The organism is Granulicatella sp. HMSC31F03 (assembly GCF_001807725.1).
In the GTDB taxonomy this organism is placed as follows: domain Bacteria; phylum Bacillota; class Bacilli; order Lactobacillales; family Aerococcaceae; genus Granulicatella; species Granulicatella adiacens.
In genome coordinates this window covers 49,307-66,563 of record NZ_KV790853.1, presented here as the reverse complement: position 1 = coordinate 66,563, position 17,257 = coordinate 49,307, and the positions used below count along the sequence as shown (strand labels likewise).

At 37.3% G+C, this 17,257-nt stretch carries 17 protein-coding genes; 3 read left to right on the top strand and 14 right to left on the bottom strand.

The window, feature by feature from the left end:
• Positions 1 to 135 precede the first annotated feature (135 nt).
• Together HMPREF3106_RS05130 and HMPREF3106_RS05125 are read right to left on the bottom strand one after the other, a co-directional pair.
• A complete protein-coding gene (locus tag HMPREF3106_RS05130; protein ID WP_070444786.1) occupies positions 136 to 2,106 on the bottom strand; it encodes an ABC transporter permease in 1,971 nt (656 codons plus the stop codon).
• Positions 2,099 to 2,866, bottom strand: coding sequence for an ABC transporter ATP-binding protein (locus HMPREF3106_RS05125; protein ID WP_049554868.1), 768 nt, complete (start codon positions 2,864 to 2,866; stop codon positions 2,099 to 2,101). Before HMPREF3106_RS05125 ends, HMPREF3106_RS05130 begins: the two co-directional genes overlap by 8 nt.
• Positions 2,867 to 3,400: 534 nt before the next feature.
• On the opposite strand from HMPREF3106_RS05125, the gene HMPREF3106_RS05120 reads away from it, so the two are divergent.
• From HMPREF3106_RS05120 to HMPREF3106_RS05110, 3 genes are read left to right on the top strand one after another with little or no spacing between them, the layout of a single operon-like run.
• Positions 3,401 to 3,874, top strand: coding sequence for an S-ribosylhomocysteine lyase (locus HMPREF3106_RS05120; protein WP_039848953.1), 474 nt, complete (start codon positions 3,401 to 3,403; stop codon positions 3,872 to 3,874).
• A 51-nt stretch (positions 3,875 to 3,925) separates the two neighbouring features.
• Positions 3,926 to 4,804, top strand: a complete 879-nt coding sequence (locus HMPREF3106_RS05115) for a MetQ/NlpA family ABC transporter substrate-binding protein (protein WP_070444783.1) — start codon at positions 3,926 to 3,928, stop codon at positions 4,802 to 4,804.
• Positions 4,805 to 4,807: 3 nt separating this feature from the next.
• Positions 4,808 to 5,500: a 5'-methylthioadenosine/adenosylhomocysteine nucleosidase gene (locus HMPREF3106_RS05110; protein WP_070444781.1), complete on the top strand. Its 693-nt coding sequence runs from the start codon at positions 4,808 to 4,810 to the stop codon at positions 5,498 to 5,500.
• Between the two features lie 247 nt (positions 5,501 to 5,747).
• Here the strand turns inward: HMPREF3106_RS05110 and HMPREF3106_RS05105 are convergent, their stop codons facing one another.
• The 12 genes from HMPREF3106_RS05105 to HMPREF3106_RS05050 form a co-directional block, all read right to left on the bottom strand.
• Positions 5,748 to 6,674, bottom strand: coding sequence for a 2-dehydropantoate 2-reductase (locus HMPREF3106_RS05105; RefSeq protein ID WP_070444779.1), 927 nt, complete (start codon positions 6,672 to 6,674; stop codon positions 5,748 to 5,750).
• Between the two features lie 18 nt (positions 6,675 to 6,692).
• Positions 6,693 to 7,751: a PTS sugar transporter subunit IIC gene (locus HMPREF3106_RS05100; RefSeq protein WP_070444777.1), complete on the bottom strand. Its 1,059-nt coding sequence runs from the start codon at positions 7,749 to 7,751 to the stop codon at positions 6,693 to 6,695.
• A 522-nt stretch (positions 7,752 to 8,273) separates the two neighbouring features.
• Entirely contained in the window at positions 8,274 to 8,735 is a 462-nt protein-coding gene (locus HMPREF3106_RS05095) for a Dps family protein (protein ID WP_049554872.1), read from the bottom strand.
• Positions 8,736 to 8,856: 121 nt separating this feature from the next.
• Positions 8,857 to 9,873 carry an amidase family protein gene (locus HMPREF3106_RS05090; RefSeq protein ID WP_070444775.1) on the bottom strand — a complete coding sequence of 339 codons (1,017 nt, stop codon included), beginning with the start codon at positions 9,871 to 9,873 and terminating at the stop codon, positions 8,857 to 8,859.
• A 9-nt stretch (positions 9,874 to 9,882) separates the two neighbouring features.
• Positions 9,883 to 11,097 (bottom strand): phosphopentomutase, encoded by a 1,215-nt coding sequence (locus tag HMPREF3106_RS05085; protein WP_070444773.1) that lies wholly within the window; start codon positions 11,095 to 11,097, stop codon positions 9,883 to 9,885.
• 4 nt (positions 11,098 to 11,101) lie between these two features.
• Complete coding sequence (locus tag HMPREF3106_RS05080; RefSeq protein WP_070444771.1) at positions 11,102 to 12,256, bottom strand: alanine racemase; 1,155 nt, start codon at positions 12,254 to 12,256, stop codon at positions 11,102 to 11,104.
• A complete protein-coding gene (locus HMPREF3106_RS05075) occupies positions 12,246 to 12,614 on the bottom strand; it encodes a hypothetical protein (protein ID WP_070444769.1) in 369 nt (122 codons plus the stop codon). Before HMPREF3106_RS05075 ends, HMPREF3106_RS05080 begins: the two co-directional genes overlap by 11 nt.
• Before the next feature lie 13 nt (positions 12,615 to 12,627).
• The gene (gene yhfZ, locus HMPREF3106_RS05070) at positions 12,628 to 13,551 is read right to left on the bottom strand and encodes a GntR family transcriptional regulator YhfZ (RefSeq protein WP_070444767.1); all 924 of its coding nucleotides are present in this window, start codon (positions 13,549 to 13,551) and stop codon (positions 12,628 to 12,630) included.
• Positions 13,552 to 13,565: 14 nt separating this feature from the next.
• Positions 13,566 to 14,663, bottom strand: a complete 1,098-nt coding sequence (locus tag HMPREF3106_RS05065) for an aminotransferase class V-fold PLP-dependent enzyme (RefSeq protein ID WP_070444765.1) — start codon at positions 14,661 to 14,663, stop codon at positions 13,566 to 13,568.
• A complete protein-coding gene (locus HMPREF3106_RS05060) occupies positions 14,660 to 15,547 on the bottom strand; it encodes a phosphotriesterase family protein (protein ID WP_070444763.1) in 888 nt (295 codons plus the stop codon). Before HMPREF3106_RS05060 ends, HMPREF3106_RS05065 begins: the two co-directional genes overlap by 4 nt.
• A 12-nt stretch (positions 15,548 to 15,559) precedes the next feature.
• A complete protein-coding gene (locus HMPREF3106_RS05055) occupies positions 15,560 to 16,864 on the bottom strand; it encodes a YhfT family protein (RefSeq protein WP_005606210.1) in 1,305 nt (434 codons plus the stop codon).
• A gap of 20 nt (positions 16,865 to 16,884) precedes the next feature.
• Positions 16,885 to 17,247 carry a DUF2620 domain-containing protein gene (locus HMPREF3106_RS05050; protein WP_005606212.1) on the bottom strand — a complete coding sequence of 121 codons (363 nt, stop codon included), beginning with the start codon at positions 17,245 to 17,247 and terminating at the stop codon, positions 16,885 to 16,887.
• Positions 17,248 to 17,257 lie beyond the last annotated feature (10 nt).

Sequence of the window (17,257 nt, the reverse complement as noted above, 5' to 3'; positions counted from 1 at the left end):
AGTATAACCGAAATAAAAAGTGAATTCATGACACCATCCTATCATTTTTTATTCGTTTCTTACATTTTTGTCACTTTAAAAATTTCATCAAAAAAGAGGCTCCCTTCGGAAACCTCTTTAGATATTCTTAGGCAATTATCGCTTGATAATTCTGAAGTAACTTCTTGAAGTGATTTGATAAACAACGAGATAAACCACCACGAAAATAGCTCCAATCACCATTGTTGCATTTAAGGTGACACTACCGTCAACGCCGAAGAGTTCGATAATCTTACGGTACATCTTAAAGGCAAACGCCGTATGAATAAACGCCATGACTAATGGTAAGAAGAAGACGATGAGCACTTGGCGATTGATGGATTTCTTAATCGTTTTTTGATCAATTCCCAATTTTTGCAAGATAACAAATCGATCTCTATCTTCGTATCCTTCAGAAATTTGTTTGTAGTAAATGACGAGCGCTGCTCCGATAAAGAAAGCAATAGATAGAAGAGCTCCCACAAAGAGCAAACTTCCCATAAAGCTATATAATTCCTTAGCCGCTTCATTCTTACTAGCTAAGAGTAAATTGCCATTTTTATACTGATTTGCTACTTTTTGATACGCTTTGAATTCTGCATCTCGTTGAGAGAATTCCGTTGTTGTATCCCACAACGAATAATACATAGCCTTTCCGACAGAAGGTTCCATAAACTTCATCGGATCTTGGACAATCGCCACATAAATATTATCAGATACATACGGAAGCTGAGGCATTACTTTTTTATACGCTTGGGCATCAATCATTTCTTTGACTTTCAAAGTCGCATTAAATACAACAGACCAGGTCTTCACCTCGTCCACTTTTGAGACATTCCCTTTGACAAGACCTAGAATGATTTCTTTATCTCCTACCGAATAGTTCGTTCCAAACAAGCGATTATACTCGTCGACCGAAATAATAGTCAACATTGCAGCTGGGCTGTCCCCAGAGTGTACTCCTGTTAAATCAAATCCTTTCTCAGTGCGAGCACCAAAACGAAGTACACTTAAGTAACTTCTTTCATTAGAAAGTTTTCCCTTCGATTGCGCCTTGATTTGTTGAACGATTTCTGGGTATTTGTTCACTTCTGATTGGTCGATAATATATCCAATTGCGGAATAGGCCGTTGGATAGTTTTGATCTAGCTTTTCAGTCGTTCCTTTTTGTAAAGCCACTGTCGTCGCCAATGTCACTAAAACCATAGTTGATAGTACACACACACTTGCAAGACCTGCAGCATTTTTACGCATACGGAACTTTAAGTTTGAAATCGAGATAAAGTTCGTTGGTTTGTAAAATAACTTTTTATTTTTTTGCAGTAGAGCCAGCAACGCAATTGAACCCGCATCAAATAAAATATAGGTTGCAATGACTACTAAAAGAACTGCTAAGAAGAAATAAAGAAGTGCTTTAACAGGTGACTCAATGGCTTGAGACATCGTATAAGCAGTTCCTAGCATCACAAAACCAACAATGGCACGGACGGCTACAAAACGACCTTGTTTTTCTCCTTTTTTCTTTTCCTTCAAGAGTTCAAGCGGACGACTCATATATAATCTTGTCGCATTGATAAAGAACACCAGAGCGAAAATAACCGCTAAAGTAAAGTACACATAGAAGATACTTCCGATTTGTAACGAATATTCAATCCCGATGGAATATTGAATCAACCCCAACAATAAGGCAAAGGATATGCGGTGGAAAATCATTCCAAGAACAATCCCTAGCGTAACACTGACAAAAGCAAAGATGACTAATTCAATAAGACTGAGTAATTGAATATTTTTACGGTCCAGACCCAAGATTCCGTATAAACCGAACTCTTTCGAACGGTTTTTCATCACAAACGCATTCGCATATAAAATAATAACAAGCGATACAATTTGAACAATAATAACCCCAAATTGCAATGTTTTAGCCATCTGGGCACCGCCGTTTAAGGTTGCAAGTTCCGGCATTGCAGATAAGGCATGTGTAATATAAAGAACAACGGTTACCAATACCGTTGCTAGAGCATAGGGTAGGTATAACGAATGGTTCTTCCGTAAATTCGTAATCGCCATCGAACGAAGTAAATTAAACATGTGCCTCACCTCTGTTTGCCATCACAGTGAGCGTTTCTGAGATTAATTCAAACATTTGTTGATCCGTTCTGTCTCCACGATACAATTGATTATAAATCAACCCATCTTTAATAAAGAGCACTCGTTTAGCGCGACTGGCAGCCACGGTACTATGCGTTACCATTAAGATTGTTTGGCCATTTTCATTGATTTTATCAAACAAATCTAATGTGTTGCTAGCTGATTTAGAGTCCAGAGCTCCAGTTGGTTCATCGGCCAGTAGTAAACTTGGATCGGTAATCATGGCACGACCGATTGCCACACGTTGTTGTTGACCACCTGATAATTCATATGGATATTTTTTTAGTAAATCTTCAATCCCAAGCATTTCCGCAATTGGTTTCACTTTCTTTTCCATTTCTTCGATTGGTCGACGAGCCAATACGAGCGGAAGCACCATATTGTCATACACCGATAATGTTTCTAATAAGTTGAAGTCTTGGAACACAAACCCAAGATGATCGCGACGAAATTCTGTTAATACTTTGTCTGAGATTTTTTGAATATCTTCACCATTTAGAAGAACTTTCCCTTCTGTTGGACGGTCTAGAGTCGCTAAAATATTTAAAAGCGTCGTTTTCCCTGAACCAGATTCCCCCATGACGGCTACATATTCTCCCTCTTCCACAGAGAAGTTAATATCTTTCAAAGCTGTTACTTCAGTTGCTCCGAATCTTGTTTGATACACTTTTTGTACGTGCTGTACGTCTAATAATGTCATTATTGTCACCTTCATTTTGAAATTGTTAACCATAGTATACCGTAAAATAATTACAAATTCATGACATTCTACTATTATTTTATGGACTTCCCCCTCTTTGGATCAAAATCATTAGTGTTTCCACTTGCAAAAACGAACGAATTTAAAAAACACCATCTTTATAGTACGTATATTTTACCAATTCACGAACTATTTCATAAAAACGTTTCTTATAGTTTGTTTTTAAGATTGACAACCTTCTTTATTTCTAGTATAGTCTTTATATAACTTATTTGAAACGCTATGAAAAGAGAGTCAAAAATAGAGCTTACCGCAAACCGAATATCACTCTATTTTTAACGAGGTTTTTGAGCTGATTGTCTAATTCGCTAAGACAATACGGGTTCTCCCGTTACAGAGTTACCGTATAGTTGTACGGAAGTAATCTTCTATAAGAAGACTGTAATGGCGCCACCACAACTTCAACTCGTCCTTTTAGCGTTGGCTAGAAGTGCGGGCTTTTTTTATTTTGTTTCAATGATCGGAGGAATAAACATGGCTGAAGTAGAAAGCTTTACACTCGACCACAACAAGGTCATCGCTCCTTATGTTCGATTAATTGCGAATGAGCACGGAAGAAAAGGAGATGTGATTTCAAATTTTGATATCCGTTTCTTACAACCGAATAAACAAGAAATGCCAACAGGTGTTGTTCATACCTTTGAGCACCTATTAGCCGATCTTTTACGAGACCGCTTAGAAGGAATTATCGACATCTCTCCTTTTGGATGCCGTACAGGATTCCACTTGATTTTATGGGAAGAGCGCTCACCAGAAGATATCGCTCGCGCATTGAAATCAACGCTAGAAGAAATCGTTGAGAAGATTCAATTTAAAGATATTCAAGGCGTCTCCGCCGTTCAGTGCGGAAACTACCGTGACCATTCATTGTTTGGCGCAAAAGAATACGCCAAACAAGTATTGGAACAAGGTATTAGTATCGATCCATTCGAGAGAAAAGTCATTTAATCACTCATTCAGTAAGAAACATTAGACACCTAGACTGGAGGAACCCCCAATATGAAATTAAAAACGATCGCTAAATCCCTTATCGCACTCTCTACCGTATTCATCTTAGGCGCTTGCGGAAATAACACTGCTTCAAGCTCTCAAGCTTCAAAAGGCTCAGAGAGTGAACTTAAAACCGTTAAAATTGCTTCGGTTGGTTCTGATGCGGATATTTGGAGACATATTGCCGAATCTGAACAAGCTAAAAAAGCTGGCCTTAAAATTGAAGTCCAAGAAATTAACGGTGGCGTGCCATTGAACGAAAGTGTGGCTGACGGAACAGTCGATGCCAACGCATTCCAATCAATCGGATACTTACAAGGATTTAACGAGTCTCACTCAAACAAACTCGTTCCAGTGGGAACAACATATATTGAACCAATGGGGCTTTACTCTAAGAAAGTGAAAAGTCTAAACGAATTACCAAACGGTGCAAAAATTGCACTTCCAGATAGTCCATATAATACAACTCGTGCCCTTCGTTTATTAGAAAGCGCGGGACTGATTAAACTATCTAGTTCTTTCAAAGATGGAACAGGAACTACCAGTGATATCATTGAAAACAAGAAAAACTTTGAGTTCTTAATGATTGATGATACGACTAGCGTACGTGTCTTAGACGATGCTGATTTAATCGCAATCGGAAACACCATCGCACTTGAAGGTGGATTAAATGTATTAAAAGATGCTTTATTCTATGAAAAAGCGGATGAATCAACCATTACTAGTATCAATGTGATTGTTGTAAAGGCGGAGAATGCCGATAAAGAAGAATACAAAAAATTAGTAGAACTTTACCACGACCCAGAAATCCAAAAATATATTTCTGAACAATTCGCAGGAACTAAGGTAGAAGTAAGTAAACCTATTTCTGAAGTGTGGGGGAAATAATTCATGAAGATTGCGATTGTTGCTGCCATGAAAGAAGAACTCCTTCCGTTTGAAGAGCACTTTTCTCCGGGAAACGTCATCTTTTCAAAAGGACCTATTCGTATTTTAGAAGTGCATGAGAATCTGATTCTCGTGCAATCGGGTATTGGAAAAGCGAATGCTGCTGCGGCTAGTGCTTGGTTATGCGATAAAGTCCATCCAGATCTCATCATTAACACCGGAACTACAGGAAGCTTTAATCCAGAATTAGGCTTAGCAGACGTGATTGTCTCTACGAAATTTGCCTATAGCGATGTGGATGCGACCGGATTCGACTACGCTTGGGGACAAGTCCCTCAAATGCCAGCCGATTACCCTGTCGATGTAAAATTACAACAAAAAGTACTCACGCTTCTTCGCGAACAAGTCCAAAATTTCTCTGTCCATAGCGGATTCATCGCCACAAGTGATTCCTTTATGAGTTCGGTTGATGCGGTTGCGAACATTCGTGCTAAATTACCGGATATCACAGCCAGCGACATGGAAGCAGCACCTATTGCGCAAGTGGCTAGTTTCTATGACATCCCTGTGTTGAACATCCGTGGCATCAGTGATCATGTGGGGAAAGACGCTCCGGATACTTTCGAGGAAACCCTTGAAAAAGCTTCTCAAAACGCATTCGAAGCAGTACGGATACTTGTTGAGAACTTCTTATAAATCTTCCTAGATTTACTTAAATACTAAACACAAAAAGGAGCAGGCTACTCGCCTCGCTCCTTTTTGCGTGTTGTCGAAGCTCATCGCCTCCCTACTTTGGTTGAATAAAAAGAGATATTAGCATTGAAAAGGCACTCTCCTCATAAAAAAAGAATCAGTTGATTGAAAGAATGGTGAGGCTCAAGACGGTGCCCCACTATGACTCTTTCAATAACAAACTGATTCTTTCAATTTTTTTACTCTTTTATCATTTCACTTTCAAGATATCTTCTTTCGCGTGGATAAGCTCTGTAATTAATTGACAGTACGGGGTTGGAATGCCATATTCCTTCCCTTTTCTAGCAACAAATCCATTCAAGAAGTCCACTTCAGTAAAGCGGTGATTTTGAATTAAATCTTGATGCATTGAAGGATAGTGACTACGAACTTTATTAGACGCAGTATACACATAATCTTTCATTGCAGCTGGATCAAGATGCACGCCTTCTTTTTCCGCAACAGCGACAAATTCAGCAATAATTTGTGTTACAATCGCTTCGGCTGTTGAAGTATCGAACACTTCGCCGATGTTGGCATCTAAGATGGCACATGTTGCGTTCATCGTACCGTTTACACACGCTTTACGCCATGTTGAAAAATGAACGTCTTCGCTGTAGCTTGCGTTCAAGCCCGCTTTATCCATCACTTCTACTAATTCTTTAGCAATCGCTACACCACTTGGGTCAGCCGCTTGCATTTCCACCGTACCAGTTCCACCTAGACGTGCTACCCCTGGTTCGATTAGACCCGCAGTCCAAATCGTTACCCCCATAATAATGTTTTTACGAGGAACGTATTTTGCCATTGTGTCTTCATGCCCTAAACCATTTAAAAGACAAAGTACTTTCGTATCTTCGTGGATAATCGGTTTAATCTTTTCTAGCATTTCGCCTAACTTCATTGATTTTGTAAAGGCAATAACTACATCTACCTCATCTGTTGCTTCTTCTGGTCGAACAATCTTAATATCAATCGTATCGGTATTGTCACCATCGACCACTTTCAAGCCATTCTTTTGAATCGCTTCGATATGCGCTGGCCATTCATCGATCAGCGTCACCTCTTGTCCTGTTTTTGTTAACATGTAGCCAAAACGGCATCCCATTGCTCCTGCTCCTGCAATCGCGATTTTCATTATAACTCCCCTTTTCTCTTAAACGGTTAATTTGTAATCCTCTGGTTGAATCCATTTTAACACTTTTTCAAACAAATGAACGAATACGATGTTTAATGCAATTGGCGCAACGACGAAAATAAGCGTCACAATAACGATATTCATCACACTCCATCCGCCCTCTGCTAAGTTTAGCGCATTGATAGGTCCCACTAATCCACTGAACCCAAACCCTGCACTTTGAGGGGTTCCTTGGATATTAAATAGAGCCGCTAATACTCCTAGTACGGCAGATGTGCACATCATTGGTAATAAGATTTTTGGCTTTGCTAAAACATTTGCCATCGACATTTTTGGTGAACCGATGAAATGCGCAATTGCAGTTCCTTTTGGATTCACTTTCCATCCAGCAATCGCAAGACCAAACCCAGCTGCACAGATACCAAGGTTAGCTGCCCCTGAACCAACACCGCTAAGGCTAATCGCCACGGCAATCCCTACCGTTGTAAATGGAGAAACGATTAACATACAGAAAATAACGGCTAATAATAAACACATAATAACGGGTTGTAATGATAATAGATTTCCAATTCCTTGTCCTAGTAAGGTTGTTAAAGTTTTGATGGTTGGTAATGCAAGGCGTCCCACCCCACCGACACCCACTAATAACACCGTTGGAATAACGATAATCGAGTAGGCTTTTGCTTTATTGCCAATCCATAAAATGACTGCTGCACCTAATGCTGCAGTAAGCCCCATCGTAATGATGTCTCCTGTACCACTAAACACAATTCCTTTTACGTCCGGATTAAAATTCGCAACTCCGCCTGCAAATAAGACTGCAAGTGCCAACGCTCCTGTTTGAATTGGAGTGAATTTGAAGAATTGACCGACCATCAATCCGATAATTGCTCCCATTAATGTATTGGCCACTTGTGTTGCTTGGATAATCAATTGGCCTTGTGGGAATACTGGAAGGAGTGCCTTTACTAATTCGCCCAGTAGTGCTCCAGGGATAAGAGTAACCACAACGCCTAATGCAAGTGCGTTAAGGACGTTCATCGTGAACTCTTTCCCGCTGTATTTCTTTTGCTCCATAAAGCTTCCACCTTTCATAAGATTGGCTTTATTATACCATATCCCCCCACTTCTATTGTGATATTTTTAACTAAAATGCAAAATAAAATAAAAAGCCTGCGGCTGATTGGAGTTCTTCATAATGGCTGTAATAGCTGTACCGGCATGAGCCAGAGTCTCATTGCCTATTAAGCTTCAAACTGACTCTACAAAATAAATTTTTAGAGTCAGTAATTCACATTAATCACACTCGCTATTACTGCCATTATAGACTCCAATCTCCTCCGGCTTTTTATCTACCATTTTACTTAAAATAGAATAGTGCTGCGAAGAGTATTAAAGCCAATCTTAAAAAAGCTTCGTTAAGGTGGGATGAGTTCCAGATTGTGTGTGCTTCTAACGGCTTGCTGATGAGGGGGTTACACTTCGGAACATTACGTTGGTGAAATTATCATATATGGTAATTATCATATATGATAATTTTCAGAATTTAGGCAAAAGAAAAAGGCCGGACAAACTGCCCAGCCCTAGAGTCTTCAAAAATTATAAACCTGGTGCTTCGTTGATTGTTGCTGTAAGCATCCAAACTAATTTTTCTAATGCACCTTTTGCACCAGTGAAGATATCTTGTGTAACATCGTCGCCTTCTTCGCCAGCTACTTCAATACCTTTTTGGTAAAGGTCGATTAAGTAACGGTATCCTACTAATAAATGACGGATACGGTCTTCCATGCTGTCGCTGTAGTTTCCTTTAGCATCGGCAATCTTAGTGTTTTCAGCAAATTCACGTAATGTTGAATAAGGTGCTCCACCTAATGTGATTAGACGTTCTGATACTTCATCTAATTGAGCGTCTAACAATTCCATGTGTTGATCCATTAATGGATGCATTGTAATGAAAGTTGCACCGCGCATGTACCAGTGAGCTTGGTGTACGATTACTGATTGTTGGCTTAAATCAGCCACTAATTGATTTAATACTTGTTTTGTTTGTTCTTTTGACATATCTATTACCTCCTGTTTCTAGTTTAGAATTATTCTAAACTATATATAAAGTATATCCCCATTTTGGAACATTGTCAATAAAAAGATACGAAAAAAAGGGTTAGATTTTTCTAACCCTAACTTAGTTACTATATCCATTCATAAAGTAATTTTTATAATTTAAAAAATATCTTTCCGATAACGCATCATTTTCTCTATATAAACTCTCTGCAATCAGAAAAGATTTTCTAATAGCAGAAACATTATTAGAGTCACATAAAATTACATACGCTGTCGACAACTCCCCACTTGGAACAGTTAATGCAAAACAGTTTGCCATATTAGCTATTCGGAGAAAACCTTTATTAGCAGCAACCTGTATCTTTTTGGTTTTATCAGCAAAATGTCCAAAGACAGTATCTCCAAACCCATTCAAATCTACTGGACCTTCTTTACTCACAATAATATCGTATTTCTCCAATAATCTTTTTGCGGTTTCTATTAATGCTAAACGTTCATTATCATATTTCCCTTCAAACGAGCTAACTTCAAGATTCTCGTCCTTCAGCAAATTACAGATGTTTTCGTCATCAACCAGTATTTTCGTTTCTCGATTAGAATTTTCTAAAGCTCTTAAATTTAAGTATAATTCTCGAAGTAACTTTAGATTTTTAGAAATTAAACCTATAGATGGTATAAATGAAATTCCATCGGTCGATACTTTCTCAATTTCTTTTTTTCGTTCTTCTTGAAACAATAATGGATCAATTACAGAAAATAAATTTAAAGAAATCGCCGGGGCTAGAACCGACCCACCACCGTCTGTACCCATTCCTATATCATTTATCCCTAAGAAGACATTGATTGCTGTTCCACTAGAAGAGCCTGTCATAGGTAAACCTGTTATTGGATTCTTTAAATCAATATCAATAGCACGGCCACCTAAACTAGATTGATCTCGAGTATGCAAATAGTACGAACATTGTTTTAATTTTTCTTCCATCGCATTCGTTAGATATAGACTATTTTTAACTCCAAAATAATACCCATCATGATTAGAAATCTCATCAAAAGCCAAGGGATATACCCTATCTACTGATTTTAACGGATTCTTCATCGCCAGCATTGTTTTATAAGCGTATTTTTGTATTTTTTCCATAGTAAAAACCTATTTTTCAAAAATTCTATTTAAGAAGGAATGTCCATGCTGCGGAGAATCCACATTAAAGTATTCTCCAACAGTAGCAGCAACATCAGCCATAGTATCACGTTCTCCAACATATTTCCCTGTAATACCAGGACTGTGTATCAGAAGAGGGACTCTTTCTCTCGTATGATTACTATGACCTATTGTTGGGTCATTTCCGTGGTCCGCCATCACAATTAAAATATCACCGCTATTTAATTGCGGAAGTAATTCCGCAATACGTTTATCGCTTACTTCTAACCTGTCTGCATATCTCTCCACATCTTCAGCATGACCAGCCAAATCGGTTTCTTGAATATTTAATGCAATAAAGCCATTTTCGATGCTCTTAACTTCTCCCATTAAACAATCAAACAAATATTCAGAGTCGACACCAGGGAAAAGTCTTGTGCTTGTTGTTTGTATGATATCCGCTATCTTACCTAAGAAAGAAACTGTAATTCCTTTTTTATCAAGAATCGTTGGTATTTGAACATTCTTATCAATTCCATACCCTAAATGAACTACCTGATATCCGTGATTATAAACTCCTGACTCTGGAGCATCTACCCCTGCTATCTTGTCATTCTTCACTTTTCTAGCTCGTAAAAGGTTATCCAGCGTAATTTGTTCTCCTCCAAAAGTGATAACCCTTGATACTTGAACAACCTCTCTAACAACATGCCCAATCCTACTTAACTCTTCAAAGCTAATTAAATCTAAGCAAGCTGAAACATTATAAACTTGACCATAATCTGTTTCTAAATTATCGCCTACTGTTGCTACTTCATTCACTACAAGAATTTGTAACCCCGGTTCTCCAACACGTCTAACTTTATAACCATATTTTAATAGGTTCTTTTCAACTTCATCTATTTTTTCATTAAACGGTTGAATCAACGGAACTTTCGGAGTAGTCCCCATTATTTCTTGATGCCCTAAAAAGGAATCTGCTCCATAATGAGTTAAATTGGCTGTCCCATAATTAGCCGTATCCGAAAATTTATGTTCTCCGACTTCCTCACCAATAGCGTTCATAAGTCCTAATTTTTCTAACGTAGGAATTTTTATATCAGGTTTTGATTGAATGATATGTTTTGCAGTATTACTTCCTACATCTCTAGGTCTAACTTCTGCACAATCTTTCATGGCTCCTACGCCAAAACTATCTAAAACAATGAGAACAAATCTTCCCATTTTTTCACCTTCTCACTTTATTTCCCAAACTATCATAGATTCCAATCAAATGAGGTTCCCCACTCTGCAGTCCTGAAACAATAGCTAAATCACTTCGAGTAACAAAAATCTGTGTTCTAAAAGAACCAATCACAGTTGCTCCAACTCGATGCTCATTTTTAGTCTCAATATAATAATCAATACTCTCATCTTTCAGAGGAAGAACTGTATCAAAAACAACATTATCTCCATTAACAACTTCCACATTCTCAAAATGACCTCGCCTATAATATCCTCCACCATAAAAATATGAATGGCCATCTAAATTATGAGAGATTTCGCTAACATACACTAAGGCAGGAATTTCTGGTAAATCCAACACAGCATGAAGCGGAGTGGTTCCCGTCAAAGCATGCCCCGGTTCTCCTTGGTGTCCTCCTAATTTTCGAATTTCTGGGATTGTCACTGAGCAAGTAGCAGATGGCATATTCAGTATTGGTTGAATTCCTTCTTTTTCAAGAATTTCTTTCGCTTTTTTTACTGTTTTCATGTTATTTGTTGGAATAATATTTTCTTTACCATCAAATAAAAAACAAGGAAAAGAAGTTAATCCACCTATTTCTACCCATTCAGACTCTTTAACAATAGCAATGACCTCATCTAAATCAGACAAATGAAAGCCACCGTATTGGCCATCATAAATATTGTCGCCTTTCTCAATAACTTTCAACAAAAGCTTCTGATGTTTTTTTAATCGATTCGCAACACGAATAATCTGCTGTACTTTCTCAAGTGAGTATACCGTAATATAATCTGTTCCATAAGAAATGATTTTCTCCAACAAGGCATCCGGAATTTGTACTAGATGTCCCACATTCCCTAAAGACAATCCCTCTTCCATCATTCTTAATGCTTCTTTATAGTCAACAACAACCGCTTTTTTTATATTTGAATTTTCAGCAATCGCTCTTGCTATAAACGGATTTCTTCCAATCTGTTTAAGCATATAATAAAGCTCAATATCTTCTTTATTCGCGATTTTGGACATATATTTTGCATTCTGAATAACCGCATCTAAATCAATCACATAGGTATCCGGAAGAATTTCACCATCTTGATGCAGCTTGACTGCAAAATCGACTAAAGATCGATTTCTTCTATTCACAAGATCAAGAAACATCTTTGTCACCTTCTAACAAATTCAATAAATGAAGATAAATAAACTCTAATTCATTCTCCAAATACACTTCTTCACCGATATAATTTGATAAGCGGCTCCAAACTTCTTTACATTCAGCAAAATTATGATGGTTATTAACTTCATTTCGAATGATTTCTTCCATTTTGGCATCCAACACTTCATTTTTTCTGCGTCTCGATTCAGCCATCGCTAAATGAATAAGAAATACTTCGACCTTCGTGTCATCATTAATCTTCATTTCATTTCGAAAAAAGTCACTAGCCTTCAATATATATTTTTTTGTATCTTCATCTATAACATCCGCCACTACCAGAACATCTAATTTCTCTTCTAGCATGAACTCACCCCTTTTAATATTGAGGAATCATCTCATTATTTTTCACTTTTTCTTGAATCTCAATTATTTTATCTGCAGCTACACTCTGATTAAAAAAAGCTCTTAGCGAATCATCATCTTTATGAACTACAACAACTGCAGATGTCATATCATCAATCCACCGATTGTGTTTTAATTTCGAATAGCTTAAATCGGAATAATCTTTATCCATTAATTCATCTAAATTCCAAACACCAACGTCTACAATTCCCTTTCTTAACGCTGTTAGAATTTGAAATCCAGGCATTTCAACTAATTGAACATTCTTACCTTTTACAACTTCTTCAGTTAGTAGATATTGGTCGATTGAATTATAATCAATAGCTACTTTCTTGCTTTCAATAGTCTTATCAGTATTTTCACTAGAAAAGACAACAACGTGCTCACTTAAATAACTATTTTTACCGAAGTCTAGTGCTACTTCTAACGGTTCGCGATTATGAATAGCTTGTTTAGCAGCAAATTTAGAAACAATTGCAAAACGATAAAACTTACTCGTAACTGCTTTAATTCTTTCTTTAGACCCACGAATATAACCTAAATTCAATGGAATATGGTTATTGCGGAATTCTTCGTAAATTCCGGTTGCTAAACCTTCATAGAGTTTAGAGTATGGCAACGTCATAGTCCCAAGAACCGTTTCTGACAATGCATAAGATTGTAATATTTCATAATTAATTTCTGAAATAAACGAACCTTGGTGTCCTTTGCTGATTAATTTAAAGGCCCCCTCACTTTTTAAATAAGAAATCGCATTTTGAACGGTCCCACGAGCTACTTCTAAATCTTCTTGATATTCAGAAATACTAGGCACCTTATCTCCTACCGATTTCTTTAAGAAATCAGATGCAATAGCATTGATTACTTGACCTTTTTTCATTAAAAACTTTTCTACCATACTCTTCCTCTTATTTATTCTTTCACTTTTTCTATAGATTCTTTCAATATTCTTATAATAGTTTTAGCCCCAGAGCGATTCGGATTAATTCGGATCAAACGCTTTTCTGCTGTTGGATCCGCATTTCTAAAAGTGCCGGAAACTCTATAAAACAAAGGGCAAAACTCATATTGAGATTCAGCTCCTACAGGATACGGCAACGCACCTAACTTCGTCGCTTCCTCAATCACCGCTTCAGCAATCGGTTCTTTTAATTCTACAATCAAAACTCTCGATTGTGCATTCACAATAGAGGCTTCTTTAACCATATCTAAGGTCCCCTGATTTAGCGATTCACATACTTCCTCGCCAACTTTAGCGGAAATAGCTTGAGAAACCGGAACATATATCATCCCTTTTAAAACATCTAGAGCTTCATGTCCCTGCACTTGTCCTCCACCAGAATAGTTTTCTTTTTTCAAGCTTTGTAGCGATTCGGAATTTCCTACTAAACAACCTATTCCTTCTGGACCTAAGAGCTTAAATGTTGAAAAACAAGAAATATCCGCTCCATATTGAACCCCAATCTTTTCTGTTTTAAAAACAGAGTAGTTATCATCTGTAATCACAAATATATCAGGGCGCAACTCTTTAATTGTTTTAATAACTGTTTCTGTTTCATATGAATCAGATGGAAGTTGTCTCGTAACTTGAACCAGAGCTGACGTTATTTCTTTACTTTTAATGATATCTTTCAGAGCATTTAAATCATTAAAGTCCACTTTTTCATATGCGATACCTAACATCTCAAAACTCACATTTGTTGTTGGGTAAATAGGTGCATCATGAATTAATATTTTCTTTTTACGATTAACACCCACATGCAATGCCAGTCTTATAGCATTCGTTCCTGACCCTCTAACTAACAACGCTTCGTCTGCGTCAAAAAAGTTTGCAATAACCTTTTCGACCTTTCTTGTATACACAGGTTGATTCAGACCTTTAACTACTCCTAAATCTCCCCTAGTTAAAATTTCATTTCCAGGAAAGACTTTAGTAATCTCATCTACTAATCTGAATTGCATTTCTTGCGCTTCTACGAGTGTCAAACTTTTTAAAGGATAACTTTTCATCTTTTACTCCTTACCAAAAATCGCTTAGGATTTTCCACTAACATTTTACGGATGAATTTGTCTGAGACTCCTCCCTCTCGTAACATTGGAACAAAACGATCTAATAGATAAGAATAACCTATTCCACCTTGATATTCTAGGTTTGACTTCCGCGTAATATCCATAGATAAGAATACCTTGTCTTCATAGCCTCTTTGCTCAATTTCCTTTAGCATTTCTACTCTCAATAAGTCGGGTTGGTAGTTCTCTTTACCCACAGTATCAAACTCTACATAGACACCTTCATCTAACATCTTAAGAATATAATTTACATCGCCCGTTAAATCGACATGTCCAATAATGACTCTATCTAAGTCTACATTCTCTTTTTTAAAGAAAGCGACTTGCTCATGACCATATGTTCCTAGAGTTGTATGAGTAGTAATTGGAACTCCTAAGTCTTTATGAACAATTGACGAGGCGAGAAAAACCTTTCTTTCTCTATCAGTCATCATATTTTTACTTGTTCCTATTTCACCAATAATTTGCGCTTTTATATTGGTGCCATCAATTCCTTCCAGAATCTCTCTACGCATCAAATCAGCTAACTCTTCCACACTCGCATCAGTCACGAATTCCGGTAAAAATTTATCTTGATAAAAGCCTGTCGCTTGAATAATATTAATTTTACTAAGCTCAGCAACCTTTTGAACATATAAAGGATTTCTTCTCATATCAAGATTCGTAACATCTACGATGTTACGAACCCCTTTAGCATATAATTTTTTAAATTCTTCTACTGTTTCATCAAAGCAATTTAAATTAGTATCATCAATATTTTTTAATCTAGATAAATCAATGGTCGTATGCTCGTGCATATAAGTAATTCCATCTATGAACGTCATATCAACAATCTCCTATCCAGCAACTGGTGTGAATAATCCAACCATGTAAAGAATATTAACAATAATTCCTAAACTGATTGCTGCAACTGGTCCGATAGCTAGTTCAACGATAGGACTTTTAGCCTTTCTATTTAGAAGAAGCAAGCCGATAACCCAGAAGTATCCAATCCCAGGTGCGATTTTTTCAGATGCAATAGCACCACCAACTAATAAAGCCACTTCTAAGACTTTATTCATTGCTGTACGAATGTGTTCGCCCATTTCACGAATTCCAGGGAATTTATCCAATCCTTTAGCCACTAATGCTAACAATTGAACTTCAACAAACATCAATGCCGCACCGGCAATAAATGCAACTAACGGATTACCATTTAGTAACATCCCCACTACAAATACAAACGTCGCTCCAGCTGGGCTATAAACCCCTGTTACAATTGCTGTTGAGAAGACTAACGGAATAAATCCAATACCTCGAGCAAAAGCAGCTAAAGCAGCTTCACTAATTTTTCCTTCAGTTAATAATTTTAATGAAATTGGATCCCCAGCAAGAATCATTAAACTAGTAGAAGCAGATACAAGACCTCCTGTAAGTGATAACCAAAGCCAATTTTTCTTAATTCTATTTACACGTTCTAAGAATACACTCACTAAAGTCTCATTCGAATTACTTCCATCTCCTTTTACTTGCATTGCAAATACAATCATGAAAATCATACCTACAAGTAAAGACATTCCTTCTGCACTTAGTTTAATGGTAGTCGCTTCTAATTTAATCGTTCCAAATTGTTTGACTGTAAACAATGCTAATAAAGTCGCTAATAGAGTGATTGCTGCTTTTTTAAATCCATGTTGGCTTGCAATCGCAATTGCAGGGAAAATACTAAACCCTACGATAATAGGCGATCCTACAGAAGATAGTGCAGGCATAAAGTTCACAGGTAGCATATTGAACAAATCAACTACAGCTTGTAAACCTAACACAAGTCCCACACCATAGAGTGCTCCAACTACTCCTGATACAACCATCCCGATTTTTCCTTCTGGAGCCCAAGAACCGATAATATCTGTCATCAATAAAATACTATGCACTAAAATAATGGAAGCCCCAATCGATACTGGAATACCAAATCCGATAACCAATCCAAAACTCAACGCAAAACTTGTTGCTGCTAATTCCTTTTTACCAATCTTCTTTTCTAAATATTCTGGAAGAATTGGTCTTAACCCATCATTAAAAACAGCGATTCCTTTATTCGCTAGAATCGAACACAATGCGCCTAGCAACGCAATAACTATTAATTCTAAAGTTTTATCCATCGTCTTTCCCTCTTTTTCTATTAAATTTTATTTAGTTCTTCCATGATAATTGGGATAACATCATTTTTATGTTGCGCTGTAAATCCAAATGCTTTCTTTCCACTTCGAACATTTTCCCTAATTTCTTCTTCTGGCATTATTTTTCCAGGCATCGAAACCGTCACACAATTATCTCTTCCTAAAAGAGCTAGAGCCATCGCCAAAGCTCCTCCCCCGCCAGTGTTGCAAGCTCCAATATAATAATCAGCTGTCCCAGATTTAATAGCCATCGCAGCATCCAAATCACTCTTCACTTCCACGCTATCTTCTGGCAAACCATACTGAAGTACTAAAGCTTTTACTTCCTCTTTATCAATTTGACCACCAACTACAATTTTTTTCATTTAACATCCT

Coding starts and splice junctions, on each gene's coding strand:
- HMPREF3106_RS05105 (WP_070444779.1), bottom strand. CDS start 6,674: ATGAAAATCGCGATTGCAGGAGCAGGAGCAATGGGATGCCGTTTTGGC.
- yhfZ (WP_070444767.1), bottom strand. CDS start 13,551: ATGGTAGAAAAGTTTTTAATGAAAAAAGGTCAAGTAATCAATGCTATT.
- HMPREF3106_RS05055 (WP_005606210.1), bottom strand. CDS start 16,864: ATGGATAAAACTTTAGAATTAATAGTTATTGCGTTGCTAGGCGCATTG.
- HMPREF3106_RS05110 (WP_070444781.1), top strand. CDS start 4,808: ATGAAGATTGCGATTGTTGCTGCCATGAAAGAAGAACTCCTTCCGTTT.
- HMPREF3106_RS05115 (WP_070444783.1), top strand. CDS start 3,926: ATGAAATTAAAAACGATCGCTAAATCCCTTATCGCACTCTCTACCGTA.
- HMPREF3106_RS05120 (WP_039848953.1), top strand. CDS start 3,401: ATGGCTGAAGTAGAAAGCTTTACACTCGACCACAACAAGGTCATCGCT.
- HMPREF3106_RS05085 (WP_070444773.1), bottom strand. CDS start 11,097: ATGGGAAGATTTGTTCTCATTGTTTTAGATAGTTTTGGCGTAGGAGCC.
- HMPREF3106_RS05090 (WP_070444775.1), bottom strand. CDS start 9,873: ATGGAAAAAATACAAAAATACGCTTATAAAACAATGCTGGCGATGAAG.
- HMPREF3106_RS05075 (WP_070444769.1), bottom strand. CDS start 12,614: ATGCTAGAAGAGAAATTAGATGTTCTGGTAGTGGCGGATGTTATAGAT.
- HMPREF3106_RS05130 (WP_070444786.1), bottom strand. CDS start 2,106: ATGTTTAATTTACTTCGTTCGATGGCGATTACGAATTTACGGAAGAAC.
- HMPREF3106_RS05125 (WP_049554868.1), bottom strand. CDS start 2,866: ATGACATTATTAGACGTACAGCACGTACAAAAAGTGTATCAAACAAGA.
- HMPREF3106_RS05060 (WP_070444763.1), bottom strand. CDS start 15,547: ATGACGTTCATAGATGGAATTACTTATATGCACGAGCATACGACCATT.
- HMPREF3106_RS05050 (WP_005606212.1), bottom strand. CDS start 17,247: ATGAAAAAAATTGTAGTTGGTGGTCAAATTGATAAAGAGGAAGTAAAA.
- HMPREF3106_RS05100 (WP_070444777.1), bottom strand. CDS start 7,751: ATGGAGCAAAAGAAATACAGCGGGAAAGAGTTCACGATGAACGTCCTT.
- HMPREF3106_RS05095 (WP_049554872.1), bottom strand. CDS start 8,735: ATGTCAAAAGAACAAACAAAACAAGTATTAAATCAATTAGTGGCTGAT.
- HMPREF3106_RS05080 (WP_070444771.1), bottom strand. CDS start 12,256: ATGTTTCTTGATCTTGTGAATAGAAGAAATCGATCTTTAGTCGATTTT.
- HMPREF3106_RS05065 (WP_070444765.1), bottom strand. CDS start 14,663: ATGAAAAGTTATCCTTTAAAAAGTTTGACACTCGTAGAAGCGCAAGAA.